Source organism: Citrobacter sp. Cb004, assembly GCF_030337065.1.
Classification (GTDB): Bacteria; Pseudomonadota; Gammaproteobacteria; order Enterobacterales; family Enterobacteriaceae; genus Citrobacter; species Citrobacter braakii.
Genome location: NZ_JAOWCH010000050.1, coordinates 135252 through 157111, shown reverse-complemented (window position 1 = coordinate 157111; position 21860 = coordinate 135252). Strand labels below are relative to the sequence as shown.

Annotated in this window: 22 protein-coding genes and 1 pseudogene; 6 read left to right on the top strand and 17 right to left on the bottom strand. The window is 53.0% G+C overall.

Going from position 1 to position 21860, the window contains the following annotated elements; genetic code table 11:
• Positions 1-18: 18 nt before the first annotated feature.
• On the bottom strand, positions 19-159 hold the full coding sequence (gene sra, locus OGV65_RS09180) for a stationary-phase-induced ribosome-associated protein (RefSeq protein WP_006684530.1): 141 nt from the start codon (positions 157-159) through the stop codon (positions 19-21).
• Positions 160-386: 227 nt separating this feature from the next.
• On the opposite strand from sra, the gene OGV65_RS09175 reads away from it, so the two are divergent.
• Positions 387-818 (top strand): OsmC family protein, encoded by a 432-nt coding sequence (locus OGV65_RS09175; protein ID WP_019076792.1) that lies wholly within the window; start codon positions 387-389, stop codon positions 816-818.
• A gap of 47 nt (positions 819-865) precedes the next feature.
• On the opposite strand, the gene OGV65_RS09170 is transcribed toward OGV65_RS09175, so the two are convergent.
• The 6 genes from OGV65_RS09170 to OGV65_RS09145 are packed head-to-tail and all read right to left on the bottom strand — an operon-like array spanning position 866 to position 6581.
• The gene (locus tag OGV65_RS09170; RefSeq protein WP_286454877.1) at positions 866-1636 is read right to left on the bottom strand and encodes a 3-hydroxybutyrate dehydrogenase; all 771 of its coding nucleotides are present in this window, start codon (positions 1634-1636) and stop codon (positions 866-868) included.
• 11 nt (positions 1637-1647) lie between these two features.
• Entirely contained in the window at positions 1648-3042 is a 1395-nt protein-coding gene (locus tag OGV65_RS09165) for a GntP family permease (RefSeq protein WP_196615732.1), read from the bottom strand.
• A 43-nt stretch (positions 3043-3085) separates the two neighbouring features.
• Positions 3086-4009 (bottom strand): 3-hydroxyacyl-CoA dehydrogenase family protein, encoded by a 924-nt coding sequence (locus OGV65_RS09160; RefSeq protein WP_286454876.1) that lies wholly within the window; start codon positions 4007-4009, stop codon positions 3086-3088.
• Positions 3999-5204, bottom strand: coding sequence for an acetyl-CoA C-acetyltransferase (locus OGV65_RS09155; protein WP_286454875.1), 1206 nt, complete (start codon positions 5202-5204; stop codon positions 3999-4001). Before OGV65_RS09155 ends, OGV65_RS09160 begins: the two co-directional genes overlap by 11 nt.
• 10 nt (positions 5205-5214) lie before the next feature.
• Positions 5215-5871, bottom strand: coding sequence for a CoA transferase subunit B (locus tag OGV65_RS09150; protein WP_286454874.1), 657 nt, complete (start codon positions 5869-5871; stop codon positions 5215-5217).
• A gap of 2 nt (positions 5872-5873) precedes the next feature.
• Complete coding sequence (locus OGV65_RS09145) at positions 5874-6581, bottom strand: CoA transferase subunit A (RefSeq protein WP_016153096.1); 708 nt, start codon at positions 6579-6581, stop codon at positions 5874-5876.
• 142 nt (positions 6582-6723) lie between these two features.
• Here OGV65_RS09145 and OGV65_RS09140 point away from each other — a divergent pair, with 142 nt between their 5' ends.
• On the top strand, positions 6724-7614 hold the full coding sequence (locus OGV65_RS09140) for a LysR family transcriptional regulator (protein ID WP_141875186.1): 891 nt from the start codon (positions 6724-6726) through the stop codon (positions 7612-7614).
• Between the two features lie 28 nt (positions 7615-7642).
• Here the strand turns inward: OGV65_RS09140 and OGV65_RS09135 are convergent, their stop codons facing one another.
• Genes OGV65_RS09135 through OGV65_RS09105 form a run of 7 tightly spaced genes read right to left on the bottom strand, consistent with a single transcriptional unit; the run spans position 7643 to position 14560 of the window.
• The gene (locus OGV65_RS09135) at positions 7643-8578 is read right to left on the bottom strand and encodes an ABC transporter ATP-binding protein (protein WP_016156538.1); all 936 of its coding nucleotides are present in this window, start codon (positions 8576-8578) and stop codon (positions 7643-7645) included.
• Positions 8571-9557, bottom strand: coding sequence for an ABC transporter ATP-binding protein (locus OGV65_RS09130; RefSeq protein WP_016156537.1), 987 nt, complete (start codon positions 9555-9557; stop codon positions 8571-8573). Before OGV65_RS09130 ends, OGV65_RS09135 begins: the two co-directional genes overlap by 8 nt.
• Positions 9554-10450, bottom strand: coding sequence for a D,D-dipeptide ABC transporter permease (gene ddpC / locus OGV65_RS09125; protein ID WP_049281776.1), 897 nt, complete (start codon positions 10448-10450; stop codon positions 9554-9556). Before ddpC ends, OGV65_RS09130 begins: the two co-directional genes overlap by 4 nt.
• Entirely contained in the window at positions 10447-11469 is a 1023-nt protein-coding gene (locus tag OGV65_RS09120) for an ABC transporter permease (protein WP_016153091.1), read from the bottom strand. The genes ddpC and OGV65_RS09120 overlap by 4 nt, the downstream gene beginning before the upstream one ends.
• 44 nt (positions 11470-11513) lie before the next feature.
• Positions 11514-13076 carry an ABC transporter substrate-binding protein gene (locus tag OGV65_RS09115; protein WP_286454872.1) on the bottom strand — a complete coding sequence of 521 codons (1563 nt, stop codon included), beginning with the start codon at positions 13074-13076 and terminating at the stop codon, positions 11514-11516.
• A 15-nt stretch (positions 13077-13091) separates the two neighbouring features.
• Positions 13092-13679, bottom strand: a complete 588-nt coding sequence (gene ddpX / locus OGV65_RS09110; RefSeq protein WP_049281777.1) for a D-alanyl-D-alanine dipeptidase — start codon at positions 13677-13679, stop codon at positions 13092-13094.
• A gap of 14 nt (positions 13680-13693) precedes the next feature.
• Positions 13694-14560, bottom strand: a complete 867-nt coding sequence (locus OGV65_RS09105; protein WP_200046708.1) for a MurR/RpiR family transcriptional regulator — start codon at positions 14558-14560, stop codon at positions 13694-13696.
• 400 nt (positions 14561-14960) lie between these two features.
• Here OGV65_RS09105 and hdeB point away from each other — a divergent pair, with 400 nt between their 5' ends.
• Both hdeB and OGV65_RS09095 read left to right on the top strand, forming a co-directional pair.
• On the top strand, positions 14961-15290 hold the full coding sequence (gene hdeB / locus OGV65_RS09100; RefSeq protein WP_003019999.1) for an acid-activated periplasmic chaperone HdeB: 330 nt from the start codon (positions 14961-14963) through the stop codon (positions 15288-15290).
• A 155-nt stretch (positions 15291-15445) separates the two neighbouring features.
• Entirely contained in the window at positions 15446-17389 is a 1944-nt protein-coding gene (locus OGV65_RS09095) for a methyl-accepting chemotaxis protein (RefSeq protein WP_016153087.1), read from the top strand.
• Positions 17390-17454: 65 nt separating this feature from the next.
• On the opposite strand, the gene OGV65_RS09090 is transcribed toward OGV65_RS09095, so the two are convergent.
• Both OGV65_RS09090 and OGV65_RS09085 read right to left on the bottom strand, forming a co-directional pair.
• Positions 17455-18822, bottom strand: a complete 1368-nt coding sequence (locus OGV65_RS09090) for a glycoside hydrolase family 10-like protein (RefSeq protein WP_286454871.1) — start codon at positions 18820-18822, stop codon at positions 17455-17457.
• A gap of 12 nt (positions 18823-18834) precedes the next feature.
• A complete protein-coding gene (locus OGV65_RS09085; RefSeq protein WP_016153085.1) occupies positions 18835-19122 on the bottom strand; it encodes a VF530 family protein in 288 nt (95 codons plus the stop codon).
• A gap of 456 nt (positions 19123-19578) precedes the next feature.
• Between OGV65_RS09085 and OGV65_RS09080 the strand changes: the two genes are divergently transcribed.
• Positions 19579-20295 (top strand): YebC/PmpR family DNA-binding transcriptional regulator, encoded by a 717-nt coding sequence (locus tag OGV65_RS09080; RefSeq protein WP_016153084.1) that lies wholly within the window; start codon positions 19579-19581, stop codon positions 20293-20295.
• A 176-nt stretch (positions 20296-20471) separates the two neighbouring features.
• Here OGV65_RS09080 and OGV65_RS25485 read toward each other — a convergent pair.
• Positions 20472-20606 (bottom strand): annotated as a pseudogene (locus OGV65_RS25485) (alpha/beta hydrolase); the annotation flags it as partial.
• Between the two features lie 457 nt (positions 20607-21063).
• On the opposite strand from OGV65_RS25485, the gene tam reads away from it, so the two are divergent.
• A complete protein-coding gene (gene tam, locus OGV65_RS09075; RefSeq protein WP_181220437.1) occupies positions 21064-21822 on the top strand; it encodes a trans-aconitate 2-methyltransferase in 759 nt (252 codons plus the stop codon).
• Positions 21823-21860 lie beyond the last annotated feature (38 nt).

The window sequence follows — 21860 nt, the reverse complement described above, 5'->3', positions numbered from 1 at the left end:
AGTCAGACGTGCGAAAGGCTATTTGCCGTCAGCGCGGCGCTTTCTTCCGGTAGGATTATTGACCACGTTGGTTTTGTCACCTTCGGTCACGACTTTGCGTTGGTTTGAGATTTTGTGGTCCAGTCCGAGAATATGACGGGCCTGACGGTTCGATTTCATTCTAACTCCTTAATCCTGTTACTGGTTTCAAGGGCGAGTCCGTATGAGAACGGACGAAATACAACCTGATAGAAAGCCGATGTTAAAAATAGCGGCTTTCTGGATGGTCGGTCATTTCAGCTGAAAGGTCAATGCTTAAGCGGCAAATGAGAACTATCCCGTATGTGCCATGCTTTTTCTCAGCCGTCCTATACTTGTAACTCCAACGACAACACAGGAGAGCGGTAATGACTATCCATAAGAAAGGTCAGGCACACTGGGAAGGCGACATTAAGCGCGGTAAAGGTACCGTGTCGACCGAAAGTGGGGTGTTGAATCAGCAACCGTATGGGTTTAATACCCGATTTGAAGGGGCGAAAGGCACCAATCCTGAAGAGTTGATTGGCGCGGCGCATGCAGCCTGCTTCTCAATGGCGCTTTCGCTCATGCTGGGCGAAGCGGGTTTTACCCCAGATGCCATTGATACCACTGCCGATGTTTCTCTGGATAAAGTGGATGCCGGATTTGCTATCACCAAAGTCGCGCTACACAGTCAGGTGAGCGTCCCGGGGATAGATGCCGCCACGTTTGACGGCATCATCCAGAAAGCAAAAGCCGGCTGCCCGGTATCACAGGTACTGAACGCGGAAATCACGCTGGATTATCAGTTAAAATCGTAAAAAAGGTGTGCCGGATGCGACGGGGTCTTATCCGGCACCAGATATCTTTATTGCGCCACCCAGCCGCCATCCATATTCCACGCCACGCCACGCACCTGCGACGCCCCGTCTGAGCACAAAAATAGCGCAAGCTCACCCAACTGTTGCGGCGTGACGAATTCGCGCGACGGCTGTTTTTCCGCCAGCAGGGCGTCACGCGCGGCGTCAGGCTCAGCGCCTTCGGCAATACGTTTATCGATTTGCTGCTGGACCAACGGCGTAAGCACCCAACCGGGGCACAGCGCATTGCAGGTGATACCCGTCTGCGCGGTCTCCAGCGCAATGGTTTTGGTTAATCCCACCACGCCGTGCTTCGCCGCCACATAGGCGGATTTCTCTTTTGAGGCCACCAGACCATGAACAGAAGCGATATTGATGATGCGTCCCCAGTTACGCGTTCGCATGCTGGGAAGCGCCAGGCGCGTGGTGTGAAAGACAGAAGAGAGGTTAATGGCGATAATCGCGTTCCATTTATCAACCGGGAAGGTCTCCACCGGTGAAACATGCTGGATCCCGGCATTGTTGACCAGAATATCCACACCGCCATATTCGCTATCGGCATAGCGCATCATGTCGGCAATTTGCGCTTCATCGCTCAGGTCCGCGCCATGATAGCCTGGCGTTTTGCCATATTGTGCAATGGCATCTTTGGCGGCTTCCACATCACCAAATCCGTTAAGGATCAGGGTAGCGCCCGCTTGCGCCAGCACCTGTGCGATGCCTAATCCAATACCGCTGGTAGAGCCGGTAACCAGAGCGGTTTTTCCCGTTAAGTTCATGATGATTCTCCTTAAACAATTCCGGTGGTGTAGAAGACGCCGATAACAAACAGCACGGCCAGACTTTTAATTACGGTAATGGCGAATATCCCGCCGTACGCCTGACGATGGCTAAGACCGGTTATGGCCAGCAGGGTAATGACCGCACCGTTATGTGGCAGGGTATCCATACCACCGCTGGCCATTGACGCCACGCGGTGGAAGACCTCGAGGGGAATATTGGCGGCATGGGCGGCGGCAATAAAAGTGTCAGACATGGCGGCGAGGGCAATACTCATCCCGCCAGACGCCGAGCCGGTGATCCCGGCAAGCGTGGTGATGCTGATAGCCTCATTGAGCAGCGGGTCGGGAATGGCCGCCAGCGCTTTTGACAGCACAAGGAAACCTGGCAGGGCGGCGATCACTGCGCCAAAACCGTATTCTGATGCGGTGTTCATGGCCGCGAGGATCGCGCCGCCAACCGCCGTTCGGCTCCCTTCCGCCAGGCGACCTTTAATGTTGCGATAGCCGAAGAGCACCACCAGCAGGATCCCAGAAATCAGCGCCGCTTCTACCGCCCAGATAGCGGTGATTTTACCGACTTCGGTGGTAATCGGTTTGGCAAGGCCCGGAAGTTCCAGTTGATGCGTAGCGCCATACCATTGCGGGATCCAGTGGGTAAACAGTAGGTTAAAAACGCCAACCAGGATCAGCGGAGAGATAGCAATTATCGGGTTCGGCAGGTTAATGTTATCCGGCGTTTCCGGCTCGTTTAACAGTTCAGTGCCGTACCCTTCATTCTTTGCCTGCGCTTTACGACGCTGGCGCTCGAGATAAACCAGACCGACAACGATGATAAACAGAGAGCCGATCAAACCCAGCCAGGGCGCGGCCCAGGCGTTAGTTCCAAAGAAACTGGTCGGAATAATGTTCTGGATCTGCGGCGTGCCTGGCAGAGCGTCCATGGTGAAGGAAAACGCGCCCAGCGCAACGGTGGCCGGGATCAGGCGCTTCGGAATATTACTCTGACGGAACAGCTCCGCCGCAAACGGATACACCGCAAATGCCACCACGAACAGCGATACGCCGCCGTAGGTCAACAGTGCACACACCAGCACAATCACAGGGATGGCGTGACGACGCCCGAGAATGTTGATGGCGGCGGCAACGATGGAGCGAGAAAAACCCGATAACTCGATTAACTTGCCAAACACAGCGCCCAGTAAGAACACCGGGAAGTAAAGCTTCACAAAACCGACCATTTTTTCCATAAACAGGCCGGTGAAGGCAGGGCCGACGGCGCTGGGTTCGGTGAGCAATACAGCACCTAATGCCGCGATGGGGGCAAACAGGATGACGCTATATCCGCGATAGGCTGCCAGCATCAGCAGGCCCAACGCTGCCAGGGCGATTAATACACTCATCATGACTCCTCAATATCATTGTTATAGTGGGGTACAGAAAGAGAAGTTACGGTTTCAGGGCAAAGCGCAGCTGATGCTCTCTGCGTTGCTGGATATATTCCTTGCGCGAATCATCCCAGCGATAAAATCCCTGGCCGCTGCGCAAACCGGTATCACCGTTAGCCACCTTGTCAGCGACCAGAGACATCATGTCGATCCCGGTTGCCAGCTCCGGTAGCAGATGCTGACAAATGTCCTGTACCGTAGAAAGTCCGGTCATATCCGCCGCCTCCAGCGGACCGACCATCGCATAGCGACGACCGAGCGAGGCGCGCATTACCTGATCCACCACCTCTGCGCTGGCGATCCCGCTTTTTACGATATGCAACGCTTCACGCAGCAGAGCGAACTGCAGGCGATTACCGACAAACCCCGGCGCGGCGCGGTCGAGCACGACGGCTTCCAGTTGCATCGAAAGCAGCAGTTGTTGCAGCTCCTGCAGATATTCCGGCTTCGTGGCCGTGCCGGGTACAATCTCAACCAGCGGAATAAAATGCGGCGGGTGCCAGAAATGGGCGATTAACAACCGCTCAGGATGGGCGAGCTTCTCTGCCAGCGCATCCGGCGGCAGGCCGCTGGTGTTACTGGCAATGACGGCCTCAGGCGCGATCAATGCTTCCAGTTGCGCATACAACGCGTGCTTGAGTTCGAGTCGCTCCGGGATGGCTTCGATCAGTAACCCGCACGCGGCAATATCGTGCAGCGAGGTAGTACCATGCAGACGACTCACAGCCTGTGCTTTGTCGCCTGCAGGAAACTGTTCGGTGGCAATCAGTTCATCCAGAATACCGCTGGCAACTGCGCCAATATCTGCAATACGGTTGCTATCGGTGTCGTACAGCCAGACATCGTGACCATAACGGACGAAGTGGGTGGCAATACCGACACCCATTAAACCCGCGCCCAGTACGCAGATATGCTTAGTTTTCATGAGATACCTCCTGCGGGCGCTCAACCGCCAGCGCCACCCCCTGACCGCCGCCTACGCACAGCGTAGCCAGCCCTTTGGCGGCGTTACGGCGGGCCATTTCGTGCAGCAAAGTCACCAGAATTCGGCAACCTGACGCGCCAATGGGATGGCCCAGTGCAATCGCGCCGCCGTTTACGTTCACCCGATTGCTGTCCCAGTTCAGGGATTCGCCAACCGCCAGCGCTTGCGCGGCAAAGGCTTCGTTGGCTTCAATGAGATCGACATCATTCAACGTCCAGCCAGCTCGCTTCAGGCACTGAAGTGATGCCTCTACCGGCCCAATGCCCATAATCGCAGGGTCGACGCCGGAGACAGCGTAGCCCGCCACTCTGGCAAGAACCGGCAGATTGAGTTCTGCTGCTTTGGCGGCGCTCATCAACATCACCGCGGCGGCGCCATCGTTGATTGAAGAGGCATTCCCGGCGGTCACCGTGCCGTTACCTGGGCGAAACGCTGGTTTGAGCTGCGCCAGCTTTTCAGCCTGCGTATCCGGACGAGGCTGTTCGTCACGATCCACGACACGCGGCTGTTTTTTGCCCTGCGGGACGCTGACTGGCGTGATTTCCGCGCTAAAACGACCGGCTTCAATGGCGGCGGCCGCTTTTTGCTGTGAGCGCAGGGCAAAGGCGTCCTGCTGCTCGCGACCGATCACGAACTTATCCGCCAGATTTTCCGCGGTAATCCCCATGTGATAGTCGTTAAACGCATCCCACAGACCGTCATGCACCACGCTGTCTTTCATGCTGGCATGACCGAGCCGCAGTCCCGCCCGGGCGCCGTCGAGGAAATAGGGCGCATTGCTCATGCTCTCCTGCCCACCGGCAATCACAATTTGCGCATCGCCGCAGCGAATCGCCTGGACCGCCTGATGCACCGCCTTCATGCCCGAGCCGCACACCAGATTCAGGGTTAACGCGGGCGTGGTGAACGGCAGTCCTGCGCGTAACGCCGTTTGCCTGGCAGGGTTCTGGCCGCAGCCAGCCGTCAGAACCTGGCCGAAGATCACTTCATCAATTTGCTCAGGTGCCACGGCGGTTTTTTCCAGCAGCGAACGGATCACCACTGAACCTAGTTCAACCGCGGAAAGCGGCGCCAGCGCGCCATGAAAACTGCCAATTGGGGTGCGCGTTGCCGCGACAATAACAACATCCTGCATGGTCAGCTCCTCAGCTAAAGTGCATTTCGGGGACATTTTCGGGAACGATCAGCTTGCCGGCGGTTCTGGCGACAATCTCATCCACGCTGATGCCCGGCGCTCGCTCGCGCAGAATGAACGCCCCGTCGGCAATCTCCAGCAGCGCCAGATCGGTAAGCACATGTTTAATACAGGCCACGCCGGTCAGCGGCAGGGTGCAGGCGGGAAGCAGTTTCGACTCGCCGCTTTTAGAGGCATGCGTCATCACCACGATGATGTTGTCGGCTCCGGCAACCAAATCCATCGCGCCGCCCATGCCTTTCACCATTTTTCCGGGGATCATCCATGAGGCGATATTGCCGTTAACATCCACTTCAAACGCGCCGAGCACCGTCAGGTCGACGTGACCGCCGCGGATCATGGCGAAGGATTGCGCCGAGTCGAAGATTGCCGCGCCTTTGCACGCCGTCACGGTCTGTTTCCCGGCGTTGATCATGTCAGCATCAATTTCATCTTCCGTGGGAAACGGGCCCATACCCAGCAAGCCGTTTTCCGATTGCAGCATTACGTCCATGCCTTCAGGAATGTAGTTCGCCACCAGAGTAGGAATACCAATCCCAAGGTTGACGTAATAACCGTCTCGCAGCTCGCGGGCGACACGCATCGCCATTTGTTCACGCGTTAACATGGTCAGGCTCCTTTCTGGCGCAGGGTGCGTTGTTCAATACGTTTTTCAAACTGCCCCTGGATAATGCGGTTAACGTAAATTCCGGGGGTGTGAATTGCGGCGGGGTCCAGCTCTCCGGGAGGGACAATTTCTTCAACTTCCACGACGGTAATACGCCCAGCGGCGGCCATCAGCGGATTAAAATTTTGTGCGGTGTGGCGATAAATAACGTTGCCGTACCAGTCGGCTTTCCAGCCTTTAACCAACGCAAAATCACCGGTTATCGCCTGCTCTAAGATGTAAGGGCGTCCGGCAAACTCGCGAACTTCTTTCCCTTGCGCGACCGGGGTTCCGTATCCGGTCGCGGTAAAGAATGCCGGGATCCCCGCGCCGCCCGCGCGCAACTGCTCTGCTAGCGTGCCTTGCGGCGTCAGGATAGCTTCCAGTTCACCGCTGAGAACCTGCTGCTCAAACAGGGCGTTTTCACCTACATAAGATGCGACCACTTTGCGTACCTGGCGCGTTTCCAGCAGAACGCCAAGGCCAAAACCATCCACGCCGCAGTTGTTTGACACAACCGTAAGCCCCTGAACCTCCCGACGGCGTACTTCGGCAATCAGGTTCTCAGGGATCCCACATAAGCCAAAACCGCCCGCCAGCAGCGTCATGTTATCGGTCAGTCCTTCCAGCGCCTCTTGATAGGTGGCAACCCGTTTATCCAGTCCAGCCATACACTTGCCCCTCCTGTTGTCCTTGCCGACATCATTGGGGGTGAAAAATGATTTGTTAATTTTAAATTTGTGACTCACTCATTGGGTTTTTTTATCAATTTAATGTTAATTAAAGGTATTCAACAAGTTAAAGGAATGCGAAATGGGAATGAGCATCAAACAGTTACGCGCGTTTTTAGCGGTAGCTCACACTCTGAATTTTGCTCATGCCAGTGAAAGACTGAATATGTCGCAACCCGCTTTAAGCCTGGCGATTAAAGGACTGGAGGATTCACTGGGCGGGGCGTTACTGTTGAGAACCACCCGCAAAGTGACTCTGACGCAGGAGGGGGAAACGCTGCTCAACATGGGGCGACAGCTGCTGGCGGACTGGGAGAATACGGAAGAGGCAATGCGCCAGCGCTTTACGCTGCAGCGCGGGAAAATCTCTATTGCCGCCATGCCCTCATTCGCCGCTAACGTCCTGCCATCGGTACTGAAAACGTTTCGTGATTCCTACTCAGGGATCAACGTAACGGTACATGACGTGATTAACGAACAAGTGATTGAGATGGTCAGTGAAGGGCGGGTGGAGATGGGCATTGCTTTTGAGCCGGACTCTGCAGGGCATCTGCATTTCACCCCGCTCGGCGTGGATCGTTTTATCGCGATTGTTCCGCCGACATGCAAACTGGCGGGCCGGGATCGTATTGCGTGGCGCGAGTTACTGACGCTGGATTTTATCACCCTGCAACGTCCTTCTGCCGTGCGCCTGATGCTGGAAGAACAGCTGGTGCAAAGTGGGCATACGCTGGAGGTGGCGCTGGAGAGCCATCAACTGGTGACGGTTGGTCGCCTGGTGGCGAGCGGACTGGGCGGCAGCGCCGTGCCCGCATTGTGCCGTACGCAAATGACAGAGCTGGGCGCAACCTGTATCGATCTGGATACGCCGGTGATCCAGCGTCGGATCGGCGTTTTGCGTTCGGCGCATCATAAGTTATCTACCGCTTCTGAAGTGCTGGTGGATTCCCTGAAAAAGGCGTATTGCACCTGACTCTCACGCAATACGCCAACCGTTCAGCTCATGCAACTGCCCGCCAGCAGCGAACTTCACCACCGCTATCACTTTTCAGCAATGCCTGTTTCTTCTCACAGCCGCTGGTCGCCAGTGGGCATCTGTCACGGAAAAAACAACCCTGGGGCAGCGTTCGGTTCCCCGGTAGTTCGGTTTTCCGTAACACCAAATCCTCCGCCAGCGGTGCTCCCGTTTTAGGGACCGAATCCAGCAATAATCGCGTGTAGGGATGGGCGGGCTGCGTGAGTACCTGCTGCGCATCGCCCAGCTCAACAATTTGCCCGAGGTACATCACCGCCACGCGGTCGCTCATATGGCGGACCACCGACACGTTGTGCGAGATCAGCACGTAGGTCAGGTTTCTGCGCGCCTGCAATGACACCAGCAGATTGAGAATTTGTGCCTGCACGGAGATATCCAGCGCCGAAGTAGGTTCATCAAGCACAATCACGTCCGGCTCTGATGACAACGCCCGGGCGATGGCAATACGCTGGCGCTGTCCACCGGAAAACGCATGCGGCAGGCGGTCGAGATATTCAGGACGAATTCCCACTTGTCGCGCCAAATCTTCAGCAAGCATACGGCGCTCACGTTCTGCAGGACGTTTTTGGATCCACACCGGTTCGGTGATAATCCGCCATACCGGTAAGCGCGGATCCAGCGATGAAAGGGGATCCTGAAAGACCATTTGCATACCGGTATGCTGCTTGTCACCACGGCGCGCATAGTTGCCCTGACTGGGTTTCAGCATCCCCATCAGCAGTTGCGCCAGCGTACTCTTTCCACAACCGGACTCGCCAACAATCCCCAGCGTTTCCCCCTGACGGATCTGTAAATCCAGACCATTGAGGGCATGCACCCGTTCCGTTACCTTGCCGAGCCAGTTTTTACGCGCAGGGAAGTTGACATGAACATTCTGCAGCGCCAGTAAAAAATCAGACATGTGTTGTCTCCAGTTGCGGATACCAGCAGGCAGATTGTTGATCCCCGCCTCCCTGACTGCGTAACGCAGGTGTTTCTTCACAACGGGGGCCAGCGGCAAAGCAGCGCTCGCGAAACGCGCATCCCGTCGGTAAGCAGGTTAAGTTCGGCACGGTGCCGGGAATGGCGGGCAGCAATGCGCGCGGCTCGCCGTGTTCCGGCGCGCATTTCAGCAGACCAATGGAATAGGGATGCGTCGGGCGTTGAATAACGGTTTGCGTTGGGCCACTCTCAATCACGCTTCCGGCATACATGACGTACAACCGGTCGCATAACTGTGAAACCACTGCCATATCATGGCTGATAAATAACACGGCTGTCCCGCTGGCTCGCGCTTTTAACTTCAGCAAACGCAGCACCTGCAGTTGCACCGTGACGTCCAGAGCGGTGGTCGGTTCATCGGCAATGATAAGCTCCGGTTCACACGAAAAGGCCAGCGCTATCATTACGCGCTGGCGCATCCCGCCGGAAAGCTCAAACGGGAAACGCTTCATGACTTCCGCCGCGTCCGGGATTTGCATCTCCTGGAGTAAAGCAATAGCTTTCTGACGGGCATCCGTGCGGCTTAACGCCTGATGATGGCGGATAACCTCCACCATTTGCTGACCGATGCGTCGGGTCGGATTCAGCGCCGTCATGGGTTCCTGAAAGATCATCGCTACGCGTGCGCCGCGCCATTGGCGCATTTGCTTCTCGCTGGCATTAAGCACATCTTCCCCCAGCAGCGAAACGCGTCCCTGGTGGATATGATAACTGCCTTCCGGCAGCAGACGCATGGTGAGCATGGCCGTTACGGACTTACCGGAACCGGACTCACCAACCACGCCAACGATTTCTCCGCGGTTGATATGCAGCGATACATGGTTAAGCGCATGCACGTCAGCTTTATAGCCGGGAAAACTCAAATGCAAATCTTCGATTTCCAGCACGGGTTGTGTCATGACTGTTTTCCTCCGGCTTTCGGGTCAAGCAGATCGCGAATACCATCGCCAAAGAGATTAAAGCCCACGGCGGTAATCAGAATGGCGGCGCCTGGGAAAGCGCAATACCACCACTGATCAAGCACATAATTACGGCCTATTGCGACCATCGCTCCCCATTCAGCGCTGGGTTGCTGTGCGCCCAGACCGATAAATCCGAGCGTGGCGGCCATCAGGATCGCACTGCCGATATCCAGCGACGCTTGCACAATTAGCGGGGGCAGAGAGTTACGTAAAATGTGCCAGCTAATCAGATGCCAGCGTGATGCGCCGTAGGTCCGCGCCGCCTGCACATAGGTAAACTGGCGCACTACTAACGTTTGACCGCGTGCGAGGCGCACATAAAACGGAATACGTACGATAGCAATCGCCAGCATGGCGTTAAACAGGCTTGGACCCAACGCGGCGGCCAGCGCCATCGTCAGCACCAGCGAGGGAATGGACAGCATAATGTCCATTATTCGCATAATAATTGCATCGGCGCGTCCGCCCATGACGCCAGACAAACAGCCCAGCAGCGAACCCAATCCCCCGGCGATACCCACCACGACCAGCCCCGCAACGACCGATTGTTGGCTACCCACCAGAACGCGGCTGAACAGATCGCGGCCGACTTCATCGGTACCAAACCAGTGAGCGGCTGACGGGGGCAGCAGGCGCGCACTCAAATTGATGGCATTAGGGTCGTGAGGGGTTATCCACGGCGACAACACCATCAGCAGCAGTATCAACACAATGATGACCCCGCCAACCAGCGTCAGCGGGCTGCTTTTCATCATCCAGAACAGTTTAGCCCAGTCCGTGCGACGGCGTGCTGTCTGAGGCGCGGCTGGCGTTTCTTGTGTGAGCATCATTGTGCGTCTCCGCGTCCAATTCGTGGATCGATCCACAAGTAGAGTAAATCCACCACCAGGTTAACCAGCACATAGGCGAAAGAGACCACCACGGCAAATCCCATTACCGCCGGGAAGTCGAGCGCCTGAATCGACGTCACCACCCAGGCGCCCATTCCCGGCCAGGCGAAGACCGTTTCAGTCAGCACCGCACCGTAGAGCAGATCGCCCAATGCCAGGCCGAGAACGGTTATCGAGGGGATAAGCGCATTTGGCAACGCGTAACACAACACGATGTACCAGCCTGGCAACCCGCTGGCGCGAGCGGTGCGAATGTAATCTTCACTCAGTTGCTCCAGCATGGCGGAGCGAATCTGGCGGGCAACGATCCCCAGGTGCACAAAGGCCAGCGTCAGTGATGGCAGGATCAGGTGCTGAAGCGCATTGAAAAAGACTTCGCCATTGCCTTCCAGCAGTGCATCAATCAGATAGAACCCGGTGACGTGAGTTGGCGGATCCAGCCAGTCGTCTAAACGTCCACCGCCGGGTAAAATTTGCAGATGACCATAAAACAGCACAATCACCCCCAGCCCCAGCCAAAATGCTGGCGTGGAGATACCGGTGATCGCCATCAGGCGAACGAGGTGATCAAGCCAGCGGTTGCGCCAGACCGCAGATAAAATGCCCAAAGGAATACCGATAACCAGCGCCAGCAACAAGGAGCAGAAAGCCAGCTCAAGGGTGGCGGGGAAGAAGATGCGCAGCTCATCCAGCACCGGACGTCCGGTGCGAATAGAAGTGCCTAAATCACCGTGAAAAATGTCGCTGACATAGCGAAAAAACTGGACATACAGCGGCTGGTTCAGCCCCAACTGTTGGCGAATATTTTCGACAATTTCATCACTGGCGCGATCGCCCGCCAATAGCCGCGCGGGGTCGCCAGGTATCAGGTGCGAAATAATAAAAGTGATTACGCAAACACCGATAACCACCAAAATAAGTCCCCAGCATCGCTGGCGTAAAATGCTCCAGAACGTCATTAGCTTCCCCTTGCGGAGCCAGAGCGGCTCCGCATTAACGTGGCTTATTTACTCATGGTGGAGATATTGAAGACCTGTTCCAGCATGGGGTTGAATACAAATCCTTTGACGTCTTTGTTCATCGCCAACTGATAGTTTTTCTGGAATAAATAGACGTAGGCGGCTTCATCAATCACGATAGTTTGCGCCTGCTGGTAGTCATTGGTTCTGGCAACCTGATCGGTCGTGGCCAGCGCGCTACGCAGTAGCTTATCGACCTCACCGTTTTCATAGAACGAACGGTTACCCGGCAAGCCTTTCTTATCTGACTCAAACCAGTAGTTCATAAACATGTACGGATCGGCGAAATCTGGGCTCCAGTTGCCAATGGCAATGTCGTAATCTCCTTTGCCCACGCGGTCACGCATGGTGGCGTTCGCCAGTTTTTCCAGCTTCACCTTAATGCCCAGTTTGCCAAGGCTTGCCTGGGTCGCGAGCGCGATAGGTTCCCAGTTGGGATCATTATCCGAGTACAGGAAGCTCAGGCTGTCAGGTTTGGTGGCAACGTTGTCCCACGCCGCTTTCGCTTTGGCTTCATCGAAACTGTACTGCATGGCCTTGTCGTCAAAACCCCACATGCCTTCAGGGATCGGACCCCGCATTTGCTTACCGTTGCCGCTCAGGATCCCGTTTACCATGCCTTTATAATCGGTGGCCCACGAGATGGCGCGGCGTAAATCCACCTGATTGAGCGGCGCTTTACTGTTATTCAGATACAGATAGGTCACGCGCAACGAGGGATAATCCGCCACGTTAACTTTGCCTTCCTGTTTTAAGGCGGCAAGCTGGTCAACCGGAAGCGCATCAGCAATGTCGATATCACCCCGCGACAATTGCAGACGGCGAGAGGCGCTTTCACCGATGATTTTTACCGAAACCCGCTTAAACGGCGGTTTTGCACCGGCATAATATGGGTTAGGAACCAGCACTAACTGCTGTCCCTTTTGCCAGCTTTTGAGCATGAAGGGACCGGAGCCTGCCGTGTTCTGCGCCAGGAATCCGCGGGCATCGTCTGCGGCATGCTCTTTTAAGACGGCCGGGTTAATAATTGAGGCCCCGTCATTGGCCAGCGTATACAGGAACGGCGCAAATGGCTGGCTGAGGGTAAACTTCACCGTATTGTTATCGATAGCCTCGACCTTCAGATCTTTTGGGAACGCTTCTGCAGGCCCCTGGCCGATTTTGAGCAGGCGTTCAAAAGATTGCTTTACCGCATCAGCCGTCACCGGCGTTCCGTCGGCGAATTTGGCATCGTTTTTCAGGATAAACGTCCACTCTTTCTGGTCGTCAGAGGCCTTCCAGCCGCTGGCCAAATCGCCTTCAACTTCCGTGGAGCCTTTACCGCCATCCGTTTTGTACTGAACCAGCCGCTGATAAGAGGGATAGGTGACCGTCCAGTCGTTGTTATCGATGGTCACGGCGGGATCGAGCGTCTGCGGGTCGGCAGCTTTGCCGATCACCAGCATATCTTTGGGAACGGCGGCCTGCGCAGCGGGCAGGGCAAACGCCAGCGCAACGGCTATCAGAGCGGGGCGAAAAAACGCGTTTAACGCAAGTGTAGTCTTCATAACCAGGCTCCAGAATTAAAGGGAATGTTGTGTTGTTATGGGTGTGACAGTGTAACAATCTATCTGATCGTCAAGCAGCGGATAGCGGGCGGCATCAGGTAATTCAAAATGCCACCACTCGCTGCTGATACCGACAAAACCGCCACCGAACATAATGGCATTGAGCAGCAGGCGGTTGCGCTGCGCAGCCGGAGGAACAGAAGGGTGCCAGGCATGGGAACGGTCGTGCATCTCATCAAAGCCCGCGCCCATATCGAGAAGATTGCCACGATCGTCCATTAGCGTAACGTCAATGGCCGTCCCGCGGCTGTGATTGGATCCTATCGCCACATCAACAACATACTGAGGATCTGGACACGCATTCCACAGCACCGCCTGCGCCTGCTGCGGGCGATACGCGTCGTATACCACAAGTTTCAGGCCCGCCAGTTGCGCAATACTGATGCTTTTCGCCAGCGCAGTGACCGCCTCGGTGTGCAACAGGCAACGAGCTTCCCGGTAGATAGGGGCGCCGGTAATGTTGTCTGCCGTAGCGTATTTAAGATCGATATGCAGCGACGGGAATATCACCGACAGATCGACCAGTTCTGGGGTTTCTGACATAGCACGTTTCCTGTTTATTGTTCGAATTGACCAAATTGTTGTTGTAACTGGCGATTGGTTTGCAGGCGTTCTGCGAGGGAGCCACCCAGTTGTGCCACCACCGCAGAGAGTAATAAGTTGAACAGACAGCTCACCGGAGCCAGTGAGTCCCAGAAATGTCCGGTGTCAGTTTTCACCTGAAGTAAGTCAATGGAATAGTCTCTGGCCCACGGGCACCACACATCGGTGATTAACGCCAGCGGAATGCAGCGTTCTGTGGCAACGCGGCAATATTGTCGCGAGATAGCGGAATAGGCGCGCATATCGGTGATCACCACGTAAGGCTGGGTGAATCCTGAATTCAGCGACTCGACCCAACTGCCGGAAAGCCCTTCGGAGTAGCTGACTTTAGGCCGCAGGTATTCCAGGTGACTGAAAAAGGCGTTAGCGATCCCGCGGGTGGACTGGATCCCAAGGATATACACGGCTTCCGCATGCGCCAGCCGCTGCGCTATGCGTAAAAACGTTTCGCCTTGCGCGAGTTGATAGACATAGGTAATGGCGTCGATTTCCAGTAACAGCGACTGCTGCGCGCGATCTGGCAGGCTTTGTTGTTGGTGCCAGGAGTCCAGCCGCTCGTTCATCCCCCAGGGTTGATAGGCGACGACGGGTAGCTCCCGCAGGCTGGCTTTTGCATCTTCCAGATTGCGAAAACCCAGTTTACGCAGATAGCGTCCAACGGTAATGCCGCTGGTTCCGGTTGCTTTAGCAATACCATCCGCGGTTTCAAAAGGGATCTGCACAGCATGGGCTAACAGCCACCCGGCCACGCGCTTTTCGCTGGGCGTCAGTTGGCTAAAGGTCTGCTCTATGCGGGTAAATAACTCCGGTTTCGCTGTCATTACCTTCTCGCTGTTAATTGTTTGTCAGAGTACGGTTCACTGTTAGCAAATTAACAATGCAGGACGCGTGCCATGTTGGTAACAGCGGCACGCCGACCATTTTTGTTAAAAATCAGCACATATCCGTTAACTAATGATCAACATTTGTGCAGCGTAGTTCAGTTTTGGTGCAGCGACAGGGGAAGAGGGGTATGAATCTGCTGATTTCGTCGGAACGATCACATTGTGGCCACGTTTTACACCCAGACATCAGAATTAGTAATGTGAAATATAAATTTCAGCCATATCAATGGTGGCAATCTTTATTCTTATGACGTTAGGGGTATTATTTTTTGCGAACTACATTAACGGTTTGAAGCGCAAGTGTAGATATTATTTATATTATAAATGGAGTACTACAATGAATAAATTCTCCCTTTCTACAGCAGGTATTCTGGTCGCAGCGCTGTTAACCAGTGTCAGCGTCAATGCAGCAACTGATAACGCTAAAACTGAAGTGACTCCAAAAGGCATGAATTGCCAGGAGTTTATTGATTTGAACCCGCAAACTATGGCCCCGGTGGCTTTCTGGGTGCTCAATGAAGATGAAGATTTCAAGGGTGGCGATTACGTAGACTATAACGAAACCGTGACTACTGCAGTTCCTCTGACCGTTGAACTTTGTAAAAAACATCCGCAGAGCGAATTAAGCAAAATAAAAGACGAAATCAAAAAAGAATTATCCAAATAAGATTAAGTTATTATTAAAACCCAGCCAAAGTGCTGGGTTTTGCTATTTGTGACAATGTCACCTATTTATTTTGTGATACTTAAGAAAACTTTATAAAGATATAAACGCCTGTGCCGATACTGGATAAAAGTTAGTCTTTTGCAGAAGGAGTTTGTATGGCCTGGTATCCTACTCGTATTTCAACGCGTTTAACCATCGGCGGCATTCTGCTGCTTGCAGTCACGACCCTTGTTATTGTGGTGATTATGCTCTGGCGTGGTCAACCGCGCGTCGTTGAAATCAACACCGCCCTGATCGAAGAAACAGGGCAAGGTTTAACCCGCCAGTTGAGTACCGTATTGTCCCGAATTGAAGGTGAGACCGTTAGCTTGTCACGACTGGCTGAGGTGCTGCCAAATGATGAATCTCTTTATCAAAGCGTCGTTCCGCATCTGATTGGTGAAGATAAAGATTCGATTATTACCGGCGGCGGCATCTGGCCAGAACCAGACGCTTTCACCGCAGGTGTGGAGAAAAGAAGCTTTTTCTGGGCGCGTAATGCTGAAGGTAAACTGGTGTATTCCAACGACTATAACGTCGAAGGGTCAAGCGGATACCACAATGAAAACTGGTATCAGCATGCTAAAGGGCATTCACAAAACAGTTGCTTATGGTCTGATGTCTACCAGGACGCCAGTTCAGGCGTCAACATGGTGACGTGCAGTGTACCTTATCAACTGGCGGGCAAGTTTGCCGGTGTCGCCACCACCGATATTCGCCTGGATAACGTCGCCACTTTCATGCAGCAGCAGGGAAACAGCACCGGTGGTTACGCGTTTGTGGTGGACAAGCAGGGACAAATCCTCTATTTCCCGCAGGCCGACCTGGCGAAATATAAAACCATTAACGATCTGGCGCAAAGCGCGCAATGGCTTATCCCGGTGGAAAACGGTCTGAAATCTCTGCGCCCAGCGGACGGGGTGAAAACGATTACGCTTGCAAATGATAACGTCCTGAATTCGGCTTCACGGGTGATGCTGTTCCCGATGGCGGATACCGGTTGGGTTGTTGGTCTTGCGACGCCTGAATCGCGTATCGTCGGCCTTGCCAAAGTGATGATGCAGGACGTGCTGGAAGTGTTGATCCCGATCATGACCCTGTTGCTGGTGGGATCCTGGCTGGTGGTTCGCCGACTGATTTCACGTCTCGATGATACCCGTCAGGCTCTCGATGACATTGCGCAGGGAGAAGGCGATCTTACCCGTCGCCTGGATGTGCGTGGCAAAGATGAGATTTCTGCTATCGCCGAAGCGTTTAACCTGTTCGTCGATAAAATCTCAGCCATTCTGATCACTGTCAGAAGCAGTAGCGTAGTGGTGGCGAATAACGCTGTCAGCCTGGCAGACAGTAATATGGAACTTTCATCTCGCGTGACGCAACAGGCCGCTGCGCTGGAAGAGAGTTCGGCGGCAATGGAACAGTTAAATGCGACCGTTCATCAAAATGCCAGTAATACACAACTGGCGGATGAACTCTCTGATAGCACCGCGCAAACGGCCAACCGCTGCGGCGATGTTATGCAGGGTGTTATCTCTACAATGGATAACGTCAGTGCCTCATCCGGCAGAATGGTGGAAATTGTCGCGGTTATCGACAGCATTGCGTTCCAGACCAATATTCTCGCCCTGAATGCCGCGGTTGAAGCCGCCAGAGCAGGTGATGCCGGGAGAGGGTTTGCCGTTGTGGCCTCCGAAGTGCGCACGCTGGCCCAGCGCAGCGCCACCGCCGCGCAGGAAATAAAAGCATTGATCGATGAATCCGTTTCTCATGTAGGTAGCGGAAGCCAGCAAATTCACAATGCGGGCGAACGTCTGGGAGAACTGGTCAGTAATGTACGTCAGGTACGTCAGTTAATGGGGGAAATACGCGTTGCGGGTGAAGAACAACGCAAGGGCGTTTCCGAAGTTACGCTGGCCGTTACCGAAATGGACAGCACCGTACAGCAAAACGCCTCGTTAATAGATGATGCCGCCGCGCGAACGCAGGCGCTGAAAGAGGAGGCGGAACAGCTGGCGATGCTGGTCTCATCATTCAGATTGCCTGAGCCTTCAGTTGCCTGATGGATCGGTTAAGAGCGTCCGTATTACCGGACGCTCTTGCGTTATAAATCCAATACGGACGACCATTAACGCCCCCAACGACTGCGAATATAGGTCACGGCTTCCTGCGTTTGCGGCTGATTAAGGTAATCTTCGCGAAACAAAATTGTGCCGTTAATGTGCGGTTCAGACTCGTTCAGATCGAGCTGTTTTTTCAGCTCCGGCACGCCGCCTTTGACCGTCCAGTCAGGTTCTTTTCGCGACGGCTCACCGACTTTGTACAACGCCACCCCAATATACAGGCGGGTGTTGGTTGATTTGACGACATCTGCCCACCATTTCGCCAACACATCGTAACGCGCCGCATCGCGGGCAAAAGGCCAGTACAGCTGCGGGGCGATGTAGTCCAGCAAGCCTTGTTGCACCCAGCGGCGGGTGTCCGCATACGATTCATCATAGGCTGCCGCGCCGCGCGTGTCGGAGCCCGCCGGATCGTGCGAACGGTTGCGCCACACGCCCGCAGGGCTGACGCCAAATTCAACTTCAGGTTTGAGTTTCTTGATGGTTCGTGAAACCTGAGCGATCAGGCGTTGCGTGTTATCGCGCCGCCAGTCAGCTTTGGAGACAAATCCCTGGCCGTATCTTCTGAAGGTCTGGCTGTCGTTGAGCGCAGAGCCGGGAGACTCGGTATAGAAGTAATCATCGAATTGCACGCCGTCAACCGGGTAATTCTCAACGACTTCAGCCACGATACTGGTTATCCAGTCACGCACTTCGGGAATACCGGGATCTAACACAAAACGCTCGGCCGAGGTACGGATCCAGTCCCGATGCAGGACATAAACGCTGGAAGGCGTCTGTGACAGCGTGTTGTTTAATTCGGTAACCGTTGCCGGTTTAGTGTTAACGGACACGCGGTAGGGGTTAAACCAGGCATGGACTTTCATTCCGCGTTTATGCGCTTCATCGAGCATAAACCGTAACGGATCGTAACCCGGATCCTGACCAATCTTACCGGTCAGGGTATCTGACCACGGCAAGATTGTAGAATGCCACAACGCAGTGGCATCGGGCTTCACCTGGAAAAAAACGGTGTTAATACCAAGACGTTTCAGGTTATCCAGCTTGTCCGTCAGCGCCTTTTGCTGCTGGCTGATACGAACGGCAGGCGAGCTGATGTTGACGGATGAAATCGGCGGCCAGTCAAGACGCGAAACCGTTGCCAGCCATATACCGCGTACCGGCCCCTTGCTCTGCTGTGGATTGCCCACCGGGGGCAGTGGGGTGATTTTTGAACCGGGCGGCTGTGAAGAACAACTGCCAAGTAGCAACATACTGCCTACGAGCAGCGCGAACCATTTCATGTTGGTTCGCGGCAGCCTGGCTCGGGAACGGGCGAGAATATTCGCCAGTTTTTTCTGATAATTTGCTGAAATAAAACCGGATGCTGACATCAGATTTTGCTCTTAATTCTTCTTGTTGCGGCTGTTAGCCCAGGGATCGAACGCCGGTTCGGTGGTGTTATTTGAGGCAAGGTCATGCAGTGAATCCAGGTACAGCGCTTCAACTTCTGCCCGCGCCCACGGCGTGCGGCGCAGAAACTTCAGACTGGATTTAACGCTCGGCTCATTTTTAAAGCAGTTGATATTAATGCGTTGCGCCAGCTCAGCCCAACCATAACGATCAACCAGTGCATTGACCTGCATTTCAAGCGTTACGCCATGTAAAGGGTCTTTAGAAATATGAGCATTCATATGAAGTCCAGTTCAGTGGTTCCAGATTTTGTCAGTAGTGCAACGGGAAGAAGGTTACAAGAAAGCGGGGCGACCAGCAATGGCATCTGTTCCTCAGGCTTTCATGATTAAGAAGTAAACATCAGCCAGACATTGCTGAAGAAAAGATGTGGATTAGATGCGTTCATTAATCTTAAGTGGGTATTTATACCTGGATTGTTACTTCAGTTTCTCTTTATTTATGTATTATTGCTGTCATTCGACTATTAAAATTAAAAAAACAAAAGATCCAAAAAAAACCGAAAATAACATATCCATAATGTTAACCATTGATAAAATTAAAGTAACATTTAGTAAAACATGGATATTTTGTTTTTCATGGACGAGAGTTTACATATCATGATATAATATTGCGGAAAAATTTGCAGGTTATTAATCTGCGTGTAATGTAAATGAATTTCTGAGGAGACTATTCCAGTGGGACGTAAATGGGCAAATATTGTTGCTAAAAAAACTGCTAAAGACGGTGCAACGTCTAATATATATGCAAAATTCGGTGTAGAAATCTATGCTGCTGCCAAACAAGGTGAACCAGACCCAGAATCAAACTCAGCTTTAAAATTCGTTATTGAACGTGCGAAACAAGCACAGGTTCCTAAACACGTTATTGATAAAGCAATTGATAAAGCCAAAGGCGGCAGCGATGAAACGTTCGTGCAAGGGCGTTATGAAGGCTTTGGTCCAAGTGGTTCACTGATTATCGCTGAAACGTTGACGTCAAATGTTAACCGTACGATTGCTAATGTCCGCTCAATTTTCAATAAAAAAGGCGGGAATATCGGAGCGGCAGGTGCTGTCAGCTATATGTTTGACAATACCGGGGTGATTGTATTTGCAGGAACAGATCCTGACCATATTTTTGAAATTTTGCTTAATGCTGATGTAGATGTTCGCGATGTAACCGAAGAAGAGGGAAACATCGTTATTTATACTGAATCTACAGACCTTCATAAAGGAATTGCAGCCCTGAAAGCCGCTGGGATTACTGAATTCTCAACAACAGAATTAGAAATGATTGCTCAATCAGAAGTTGAACTTTCACCAGAAGATTTAGAAATCTTTGCAGGACTCGTTGATGCCCTTGAAGATGACGATGATGTTCAAAAAGTCTATCACAACGTTGCAAACCTCTAATTATAAATAAAGGAATCTGTTATTGCGGCAGATCTTTAACTTATAAAGTTGTTACAAAAATATCTAGCCCGATACATTGATTATAAAAAAAGAAAAAATTTACGGTAGAAAATCAAAGTGACTGTCTGCTTTTGCTCAAGGCAGACAGTCATGTCCAGCAGTTTTCAGTCAGGATTAGCAGGTGGAGCTTTTCCAGGAATGAAAAAAACCGCTTCCTGGCTTCCTGACTCGAAGGCGACAACAGCTCTGACCTTATCGTTTTTCATCACTGTGTACCAACCGGAACCGCCAAACTGAGAATGGCTAAAGAGGGATCTGCATTCGGGGTCATCTGACGAAAACTTTTTACCGTAGCAGATAAGGGAAGGGTAAGGATTTAATGGAACGGCGTCAGTTAAGGGGTATGAACTAAGCATCCATCAAATACCAAATTGCATTTAACATAATATACATTATGCGCACTGGTGTTGAGTAAGGTAGAATCTGATGCTTTATGGTAATCCTTGTGCTGCTCGATAATGATGGCCAAACCTCTTTTCAAATGCCGTTACCAGCGCTAACCATTTTCGACCTGCGCCACATCACTCACTGAACATCAAAATTGATAACTGTAGTTCACGCAGGCAAACCACAGACATGCCAATCTGTCTTCCTGGCATATTTCTGCCCTTATCCTTCATTATCATATAATCTTCTAAATGAAATGGCTCACCGGCAAGGACTTATGCGGTCCTTTCTGCCTTTTTCTCTCATACTGGAGATTCATTCATGGCTGACTGGAACCCTTCGCTTTATCTGCAATATGAAACTGAACGTTCAAGACCCGCAGCGGAATTACTCAACAGAGTGGCGTTAGAGAGTGTTCGTTCAGTTGTTGATCTTGGCTGTGGTCCGGGAAACAGCACGGCATTACTGCTTCAGCGCTGGCCTTCGGCTGTAATAACCGGGGTTGATTCCTCACCCGCCATGCTGAATGAAGCGCGCAACGCATTACCGCAATGCCATTTTATTGAAGCGGATATCAGTCAGTTCCAGCCCGAGCATCCTGTGGATCTGCTTTACGCAAATGCGTCTTTACAATGGGTACCCGATCACTATGAACTATTGCCGAACCTGGTATCGCTGCTGGGTCGCAACGGCGTTCTGGCCGTGCAAATGCCGGATAACTGGCTGGAACCCACGCATGTTCTGATGCGCGAAGTGGCTTATGAACAGGGTTTCCCGGACCGGGGCCGTGCGCCACTTCCTGGCGTACATGCCTACTATGATATTTTGACCGAAACTGGCTGTGAGGTGGATATCTGGCGCACCACGTATTATCACATTATGGATTCTCATCAAGCAATTATCGACTGGGTAAGTTCTACAGGCCTGCGCCCCTGGTTGCAGGATTTGAGAGAAAGTGAGCAACGTCAGTATCTGGCGCGCTACCACGAACTACTTCAGGAGCAATATCCACTGCAGGAAAATGGCAAAATTTTACTGGCGTTTCCCCGATTGTTTATTGTTGCGCGCCGCAATAATTAAGCATTTATCATCAGATAGATCACAGGAATAGAGGATCG